Origin of the sequence: Lachnotalea sp. AF33-28, from assembly GCF_003477885.1 — a bacterium.
Taxonomy (GTDB): Bacteria; Bacillota; Clostridia; order Lachnospirales; family Lachnospiraceae; genus AF33-28.
The window spans coordinates 299-7,589 of sequence record NZ_QUEE01000029.1; the positions used below are offsets into that span (position 1 = coordinate 299).

Consider the following 7,291-nt stretch of genomic DNA (forward strand, 5'->3'; position numbering starts at 1 on the left):
CTTCTGAAAAATAAAATGATTTAATTGCCGTAGTATTTTGCCGATGTGGCTCAATTGGCAGAGCAGCTGATTTGTAATCAGCAGGTTATCGGTTCGAGTCCGATCATCGGCTTATGGATGGATTCCCGAGTGGCCAAAGGGGGCAGACTGTAAATCTGTTGGCGACGCCTTCGAAGGTTCGAATCCTTCTCCATCCACTTAAAAGAATGAAAATTCTTTTATCCATAATTTCATATTTATTAAACGTCGCGGGGTGGAGCAGTCCGGAAGCTCGTCGGGCTCATAACCCGAAGGTCGCAGGTTCAAATCCTGCCCCCGCAACTCAATGCCCAGATAGCTCAGTCGGTAGAGCAGAGGACTGAAAATCCTCGTGTCGCTGGTTCGATTCCGGCTCTGGGCATTTGTCATGCCAACATGACATTTGTCCCGAAGTCCATCATTCCGGGGCATATTTCGCTTTACAAGGATGGGATACTAGCTCAGGTGGTAGAGCACTTGACTTTTAATCAAGTTGTCCGGGGTTCGAGTCCCCGGTGTCTCATGAATGAAAGAGGCCTGCAAACCTAAGAAATACAAGGTTTGCAGGCTTTTTTGCTGTTGCGCTGTCTATTCCATGGGCCTGCCGCTTCCATACCAATAATACACATTTTTATTATGTGGATGGAGTTCTCCATTGAGTTTCGTATAGAGGGCATTGGCGGCATCATTCGTATCCTGAGTGATTAAAAAGGTATAATGTATGTTCAGGGACTCAGCATCCTTTATTGTTAAATCCATCAAAGTCTGCGCGATGTGGCGGTGACGGTATTCTTCTTTCACAAAGCAGTGATAGATCAGCATCATATCATTGCCCAGATCCATCCGTGGAAGAAGATAAGCCAGAACATAGCCGCATACCTGCTGGTCTTCATAAGCCATATATACACAGATGTGTGTGTCATCTAAAAAGGCGCGGGCCTTTTCTTCACTGATATGCTGATTCCGAAAATCTTCAACGATTTTTTGCAGCCATGTCCGGTCCTGACTGTCCAGTTTCCTGTAATTGACCATACTCTTATCCTCCTGATAATAAGCCGCTGTTTTAAATAAGTCATTTGTTAAATACATAAAGATCAAACAGCTCCTTGTTATATTCATCAGCACCGTCCATATTTGCGGATTTAAATACCGGTGCATCCATTCCTTCCTGCTTCATAAGCTCAACCAGGCAGCCCATCAGACAGTGGGCAATGAAACTGCTGGTAATGGTGCTGACCGGTCCCATTTTTGTATCGGTTCCGATCTGTGTGGTGGCATCACCATAGGGCGCGTGATTATCCAGCACAGCGTCCGCTATTTCAAAAAGACGCAGTCCGCTCGGATGCCGTGAGGATATGGTCCGGGTGTGTTCCAGGGAGGTGATTGCAATGATACGGACGCCCTTTTTTTTCGCGCGCAGGGCATACTCTGTGACAAGAGAATTTCGGCCTGAGTTACTCACTATGATAAGCACATCACCGTTATGTATTTCATAAATTTCGTCCAGAGTATCCGCGTAATCAGCAGTGCGTTCCAGCCGGGTGCTTTTGGTAGGATGGGTTAGTGTTGTCAACTCAATTTCGCATATGGGATGTACCTTGGCATACCCGCCTGCCCGGCAGTAGATATCCTGTCCGATCATGTAGGAATGTCCAGTTCCAAAGACAAAAATTTTGCCGCCGTGTTTCTCGGCTTCCAACAGTATTTTTGCGGCTTCAAGGATGCTTTCAGATTCCGCGGCCGCTTCATTGATCCGGTCACAGACTTCTTTCTTATAAGTTTCCAAAAAATTCATTGCTGCACCTCCTCCTAATGCTGATATATACTATAGTGGAATCAATTATAGTATAACAACAGCAAAGACTATTTGCTACTATTTTTTTAAAAGGAAATTACCCCGCAGCCGTAAAGACGGCTGTCCGGGCTGTGGGGTTTTGATGAAAGCTATGCATTTTCTCCGCCGGGGCCGTCTTTGCGCTCCCTTTTGTCGGGGAAGGAATAGCGCACCTGATCGGTTGCGCTATTATTAGCAGGTCCGTGTTCGGATTTGTTTTTTTCCTGGTGTTCTACGCGGTCTTTATTTATTTCCATAGTCAAGTCTCCTTTCGCTGTCACCAACCGAAGGTTGATGACCTACGCACACTTCAGTGTGCTTCCTCTTTTACTTCTTCTGTTGTACAACTATATTTTTACCAAATGGATAAGTTGTATTAGTTTATGGAATAATTATTTTAATGGTAATTTTTGATATTTTTCATATATTTTTCATATATTTATCTAATATATTCTGGTGCTGCATACAAAGCTGGGGTATAATTGATTCAATGAGCAATCCGGAGATGCCCGGCGGACATCCCAGGATATAACAATGTAAAGAGAGGATGACATGCAATGGCCATATACAGCGAGGAGATCAGCCATGTTTTAGATTCATTACAAAGTTCTTCCGATCAGGGGCTGACAGAGGCTCTAGTTACCGAAAGGCAGGAAAAATACGGGGAGAATAAGCTGGCTGAAAAGAAGAAAAAGACGAATCTGCAGCGCTTTTTCGAACAGTTTAAGGATGCCATGATCATCATATTACTGATCGCGGCGGCGATATCCTTTACGATAGGCTGTGTGGAAGGGGATACGGGCGAATTTTTTGAACCGATTCTGATCCTGTTTATTGTAGTTATGAATGCGGTGCTGGGTGTATTTCAGGAGAGCAAAGCGGAAAAAGCTCTGGAGGCGCTTCAGAACCTGTCGGCACCTCATGCGCGCGTTATAAGAAACGGCGCGGAAGAGGTTGTGGATGCCGTAAAGCTGGTTCCGGGAGATATCATTAAGGTGGAAGCGGGGGATTATGTTCCTGCCGACGCCAGACTGATCCGATCTGCCAGCCTGAAATCCGAAGAGTCCGCTCTTACAGGCGAATCTGTGCCGGCCGAAAAAGAATGGAATGCGGTGGTAGAGGAAAAGGCTCCGTTGGGAGACCGCAAAAATATGATTTATTCCGGCTGCAGCATTACCTACGGAACCGGATTGGCCGTGGTGACGTCTACGGGCATGCAGACGGAGATGGGTAAGATCGCAAACTTGCTGGATAATGAGAGCGATACCCAGACACCTCTGCAGCAGAAGCTCGCCCAGCTCGGAAAATACCTGGGATTTATGGCGCTGGCTATCTGTGCGGTGATCTTTATTGTGGGCATTATTGACGGAATCGATGTTCTGGAAATATTTATGACCGCGGTATCACTGGCTGTGGCCGCCATACCGGAAGGACTTCCGGCAATCGTGACAGTGGTGCTCTCCATTGGTGTTCAGCGCATGGTCACAAAAAATGCGATCATACGCAGACTGCCCGCGGTGGAGACGCTTGGCAGCGCGTCCGTGATCTGCTCGGATAAGACGGGTACGCTGACGATGAACCAGATGACTCTCAAGAAAGCCTGGCTGGCGGACAGCAAAGAGATGGAAGAGATCAGCGACGCTGATTCGGAACCTGTGAAAAAGCTGCTGCAGTACGGAATCCTGTGCAGTGACGGATCGATTGTGGAAGATGGCGAGGGCAAGATAAAACATATAGGTGATCCTACGGAAACGTCGATTATCTATGCGGGCTATCGCAACGGATTTACAAAGGAAGAGCTCAACGAACGGTATCCGCGTCTGGCGGAGATCCCGTTTGATTCTGACCGCAAGCTTATGAGCACGGTCAACCGCGTGGATGGCGAGAATGTTGTGATTGTAAAAGGTGCCTTTGATATCCTGGCGGACCGTTGTGTTGCCGGAGATGTTGAGGCCGGGAAAAAAGCGACCGAGGATATGAGCAGGCAGGCGCTGCGTGTGCTGGCGGTTGCCTGTAAGAGGATTGATGAGATTCCGGAAGATGTGACGCCTGAACTTCTGGAAAACGGTCTGACATTTATGGGACTTGTGGGAATGATTGATCCGCCCAGGGCGGAGGCTAAGGAAGCTGTGCGCATCTGCCGTGAGGCAGGCATACGTCCGGTCATGATCACCGGCGATCATGTGGTGACCGCGTCGGCCATCGCCAAAGAGCTGGGCATCATGTCCGAGGAGGACATGGCGGTTACAGGCTCCCAGTTAAATGATATGACGGAAGAAGAGCTTGAGAAGCAGGTAAGACATATCTCGGTTTACGCAAGAGTATCACCGGAGGATAAAATCAGGATCGTCCATGCATGGCAGAAGCAGGGTGAGATTGTTTCCATGACCGGAGACGGAGTGAATGACGCGCCTGCGCTGAAGGCCGCGGATATCGGCTGTGCGATGGGGATCACCGGCACGGATGTGGCAAAGGGAGCTGCGGATATGACCCTTACGGATGATAATTTCGCCACCATCGTAGATGCGGTGAAGGAAGGCCGTGGAATCTATGATAATATCCGCAAAGCGGTAGGATTCCTGCTGGGAACGAACATCGGGGAGGTTATGACAGTATTTTTTGCCATGCTGTTCTGGAAAACATCACCTCTGCTTTCCATGCAGCTGTTATGGATCAACCTGGTGACCGACAGCCTGCCAGCGATTGCGCTGGGTATGGAAGCGGTGGATCCGGATGTGATGAAGCGCCGCCCGAAGCCGAAAGAAGAAGGCATATTCGCACACGGCCTGGGAGTGAGGATTGTCCTGCAGGGCTTTATGTTTGCGGTGCTGACGCTGTTTGGATTTTATCAGGGCATGCGTGTGACAAACGATGTAGCCGGAGGGCGCACGATGGCATTTATCATTCTGGCCATCTCCCAGGTAGTGCATTCTTACAACATGCGTTCAGAAAAATCCTTGTTTAAGACAGGTGTGTTCACGAATAAAAAACTGAATTATGCAGCATTGCTGTCCTTTGTGCTGGTCTGCGCGGTAGTGTTCATACCCCCGTTCAGGCTGGCGTTCGGGCTGATTGCACTTCCTGTAAATCTGTATGTGGAAGCGTTTGCCCTGACTCTGGTGTCTGTGGTCGTGCTGGAGATTTCCAAGGCCTGCGGTCTGATCAAGCATCAGAAATAAACAGCTGACGTAAATTTTTCGCGCAAGAGAGGATCATACCCTGCCCTCTCTTGCGCTGATTTATCGGCAGATGAGAATAGTCATGAATATTGAAATAATAGAATACAGGTGATGATCTATGAAAGGTTTATATGAAGATCTGCTGGATTATGCGGCATCCGATTATTATCCGTTTCATATGCCGGGGCATAAACGCCGTCTGCAAAGCTTTGAGAACCCGTTTTCTTTTGATATTACGGAGATAGAAGGTTTTGATGATCTGCATCATCCGGATGGGATCCTGCTTAGGTGTATGGAAGAGGCAGCCGGACTTTACGGGGCGGACAGAACCTATTATCTCGTGAATGGGTCTTCCTGCGGTATTCTGGCCGCGATCCACGCCTCGGTTTCCACAGGCGGCCGGATACTGATGGCCAGAAACTGCCATAAGTCCGCTTATTATGGAGTTTTCCTCAAAAGCCTGGTTCCGTCGTACACTTATCCACAAATCATGCCGGATTTTGGGGCGTTTGGTGGATGCAGCCCGTTACAGATCGAAAAAATGTTGACAGAGCATCCAGACACTGAGGCTGTGATTATAACATCTCCCACCTATGAGGGGGTTGTATCGGACATTGAGGCTGTTTCAAAAATCTGTCACAGGCACGGATGTGTGCTGATCGTGGATGAGGCACATGGTGCCCATTTTGGCTTTCAGCATGATTTTCCGGAATCTGCAGTTCTAAAAGGGGCCGATCTGGTGATACAGAGCCTGCATAAAACTCTTCCGTCCCTCACTCAGACCGCACTGCTGCATGTAAAAGGAAACCGTGTATCCGTAGAAAAGCTCGAGAGGTATTTGTCCGTATTTCAGAGTTCCAGCCCGTCCTATGTGTTGATGGCATCCATGGACAGTTGTATACGCTATATGAGGGATGAGGGGCGTCAGGCTATGGAGATTTACGCGGGACGTCTGCACAGGTTAAGGAAAAATCTTAGTGAAATGACAGGATTGAAAATTTTGGATAGCCATAAACGGGGAACCTGTGATATATTTGATATGGATATTTCCAAGATTGTGATTTCCGCGTCAGGCACCGGGAGAACCGGCAGGCAGCTGTACGATTATATGCTGGATAAATATCATATACAGGCTGAAATGTGTACGGACTCCTATGTTCTGTTTATGACCAGCCTGGCCGATACGGAGGAAGGGTTCCGGCGGCTTGAATATGCCCTGCTTCAGACGGATGAGCGGTGGACTTCAGGTAAAGAGGCGGAGCATACGGAACGGTCGGATCTGTCTGTTTCGGGGCAGGTCATGCAGCGCCCGGCTATGATGGTGAAGCCTTCGGAAGCGCTGGAATATCCGATGGAGGAAGTGCCTTTGAAAGATTCGGCGGGAAAAATCGCCGGAGATTATATATACATTTATCCTCCGGGCATCCCTTTGCTGGTTCCCGGTGAACAGATCGGGCAGCAGGCCCTTGACAGGCTGCTCTGCTATCAGGAGAGCGGTCTGAAAGTCCGCGGCCTGTCGGATGCACAGGAAAAAAAGATAAAAGTACTGAAAGATACTTAAGGAGTTTAGATGGGCAGAATCTATTTTTTGATGGGCAAAAGCGCCTCCGGAAAAGATACGGTATACAAGCTATTGATGGAAGAAGTGAAAAGCGGACTAAAAAAATTCGTGATCTACACCACCAGGCCCATAAGGGACGGCGAGAAGGACGGTGTGGAATATCACTTTGTGACGGATGAGGATTTATGCCGCTTGGAAGCCGAAGGAAAAGTGATTGAAAAGCGGGTATACAAGACGGTAGCAGGCCCCTGGACTTATTTTACGGCAGACGACGGCCAGATCGATTTAAAGAGCGGAAATTACCTGACTATCGGGACTCTGGAATCCTATGAAAAGCTGAAAGCTTACTTCGGTGAAGAGAGTGTGTTTCCGATTTACATCTATCTGGACGACGGTGAGCGTCTCAAACGTGCTGTAGAAAGAGAGCGCCGTCAGGAAAACCCGAACTATCGCGAACTCTGCAGAAGGTTTCTTGCAGACGAAGAAGATTTCAAAGAAGAGAACCTGCTTCGCTACGGAATCAAAAAGAGATATGAAAATACAGATTTAGAAACCTGTCTAAAACAGATAATGAGTGATATAGAAACAGAAAAAACTACCTGAGGTGGGGGAGAGTGTGGTATAATATCCACGAAGGCAATGAGCAGTGCGGAAGAAAGCAGCGGTAGCCGGCCGTTGTGCTTGCACATAAGGCCGGCT

Annotated in this window: 6 protein-coding genes and 5 tRNA genes; 8 read left to right on the plus strand and 3 right to left on the minus strand. The window is 48.2% G+C overall.

Features of this window, described 5'->3' with window-relative positions; translation table 11 throughout:
- Positions 1 to 39 precede the first annotated feature (39 nt).
- The 5 genes from DWZ56_RS22390 (at position 40) to DWZ56_RS22410 (ending at position 541) form a co-directional block, all read left to right on the plus strand.
- A tRNA-Thr gene (locus DWZ56_RS22390) sits at positions 40 to 112 on the plus strand.
- 3 nt (positions 113 to 115) lie between these two features.
- Positions 116 to 197 (plus strand) — tRNA-Tyr (locus DWZ56_RS22395).
- Between the two features lie 50 nt (positions 198 to 247).
- Positions 248 to 321: transfer RNA gene (locus DWZ56_RS22400), tRNA-Met, on the plus strand.
- 6 nt (positions 322 to 327) lie between these two features.
- Positions 328 to 400: transfer RNA gene (locus tag DWZ56_RS22405), tRNA-Phe, on the plus strand.
- A gap of 68 nt (positions 401 to 468) precedes the next feature.
- Positions 469 to 541 (plus strand) — tRNA-Lys (locus DWZ56_RS22410).
- 65 nt (positions 542 to 606) lie between these two features.
- Here the strand turns inward: DWZ56_RS22410 and DWZ56_RS22415 are convergent.
- The 3 genes from DWZ56_RS22415 to DWZ56_RS22820 all read right to left on the minus strand — a co-directional run bounded on the left by DWZ56_RS22415 (position 607) and on the right by DWZ56_RS22820 (position 2,109).
- Positions 607 to 1,107 carry a GNAT family N-acetyltransferase gene (locus DWZ56_RS22415; protein WP_158584699.1) on the minus strand — a complete coding sequence of 167 codons (501 nt, stop codon included), beginning with the start codon at positions 1,105 to 1,107 and terminating at the stop codon, positions 607 to 609.
- Positions 1,091 to 1,813, minus strand: a complete 723-nt coding sequence (locus DWZ56_RS22420; RefSeq protein ID WP_118558841.1) for an SIS domain-containing protein — start codon at positions 1,811 to 1,813, stop codon at positions 1,091 to 1,093. The genes DWZ56_RS22415 and DWZ56_RS22420 overlap by 17 nt, the downstream gene beginning before the upstream one ends.
- A 149-nt stretch (positions 1,814 to 1,962) precedes the next feature.
- A complete protein-coding gene (locus tag DWZ56_RS22820; RefSeq protein ID WP_158584700.1) occupies positions 1,963 to 2,109 on the minus strand; it encodes a hypothetical protein in 147 nt (48 codons plus the stop codon).
- Positions 2,110 to 2,409: 300 nt separating this feature from the next.
- On the opposite strand from DWZ56_RS22820, the gene DWZ56_RS22425 reads away from it, so the two are divergent.
- From DWZ56_RS22425 to DWZ56_RS22435, 3 genes are all read left to right on the plus strand, one after another.
- Positions 2,410 to 5,031, plus strand: a complete 2,622-nt coding sequence (locus DWZ56_RS22425; RefSeq protein ID WP_118558842.1) for a calcium-translocating P-type ATPase, PMCA-type — start codon at positions 2,410 to 2,412, stop codon at positions 5,029 to 5,031.
- A gap of 118 nt (positions 5,032 to 5,149) precedes the next feature.
- On the plus strand, positions 5,150 to 6,592 hold the full coding sequence (locus tag DWZ56_RS22430; protein WP_118558843.1) for an aminotransferase class I/II-fold pyridoxal phosphate-dependent enzyme: 1,443 nt from the start codon (positions 5,150 to 5,152) through the stop codon (positions 6,590 to 6,592).
- Between the two features lie 9 nt (positions 6,593 to 6,601).
- A complete protein-coding gene (locus tag DWZ56_RS22435; RefSeq protein WP_118558844.1) occupies positions 6,602 to 7,195 on the plus strand; it encodes a guanylate kinase in 594 nt (197 codons plus the stop codon).
- The last annotated feature ends 96 nt before the right edge of the window (positions 7,196 to 7,291 follow it).